The organism is Flavobacterium sp. GW821-FHT11G01 (genome assembly GCF_058808175.1).
In genome coordinates this window covers 105,447-106,683 of record NZ_JBXARK010000011.1, presented here as the reverse complement: position 1 = coordinate 106,683, position 1,237 = coordinate 105,447, and the positions used below count along the sequence as shown (strand labels likewise).

Sequence of the window (1,237 nt, the reverse complement as noted above, 5' to 3'; positions counted from 1 at the left end):
ATACAAAAGAATCTCCAAAACAGATATTTTTTGTTGTGGTTACTGTTGCAGGTTTTGCACCTACCGTCAGGTTCAACACCTGATCAGTGGTACATCCGTCGTTATTTACGGTGTATGTTCCCGAAGTGCTATACGTTTGAGAGTTTACGGGCCATATAAAAGATTCACCAAAACAGATGTTTTCTGTTGTGGTTATTGTTGCAGGTTTTGTGCCTACCGTCAGATTCAACACCTGATCAGCCGTACATCCATCATTATTCACGGCGTAAGTTCCAGATGCGGTATAAATTTGTCCGTTTACAGTCCATACAAAAGAATCTCCAAAACAGATATTTTTTGTTGTGGTTACTGTTGCAGGTTTTGCACCTACCGTCAGGTTCAACAGCTGATCGGCAGTGCATCCGTTATTATTTACGGTGTAAGTTCCGGATGCGGTATAAGTCTGGCTGTTTACAGGCCATACAAAAGAATCCCCAAAACAGATATTTTTAGTTGTGGTTACTGTTGCAGGTTTTGCGCCTACCGTCAGATTCAACACCTGATCTGCAGTACAACCGTCGTTATTTACGGTATATGTTCCCGAAGTGGTATATGTTTGAGAGTTTACCGGCCACGTAAAAGATTCGCCAAAACAGATATTTTTTGTTGTGGTTACTGTTGTTGGTTTTGCGCCTACCGTCAGTTTCAAAATCTGATCAGCCGTACATCCATCATTATTTACGGTGTAAGTTCCAGATGCGGTATAAATTTGTCCGTTTACAGTCCATACAAAAGAATCTCCAAAACAGATATTTTTAGTAGTGGTTACTGTTGCAGGTTTTGCGCCTACCGTCAGATTTAATACCTGATCTGCAATACAACCGTCGTTATTTACGGTGTATGTTCCCGAAATGCTATACGTTTGAGAGTTTATCGGCCACGTAAAAGATTCGCCGAAACAGATGTTTTCTGTTGTGGTTATTGTTACAGGTTTTGTACCTACAGTCAGATTCAATACCTGATCTGCAGTACAACCGTCGTTATTTACGGTGTATGTTCCCGAAATGCTATACGTTTGAGAGTTTACAGGCCACGTAAAAGATTCACCAAAACAGATGTTTTCTGTTGTGGTTATTGTTGCAGGTTTTGCGCCTACAGTCAGGTTCAACACATGATCAGCGGTACAACCGTCGTTATTTACGGTGTATGTTCCCGAAGTGCTATACGTTTGAGAGTTTACAGGCCATACAAAAGAATC

1 pseudogene is annotated in these 1,237 nt (G+C 41.1%); it reads right to left on the bottom strand.

Going from position 1 to position 1,237, the window contains the following annotated elements:
• A pseudogene (locus tag AC1RRN_RS18410) lies at positions 1 to 1,237 on the bottom strand (hypothetical protein); the annotation flags it as partial.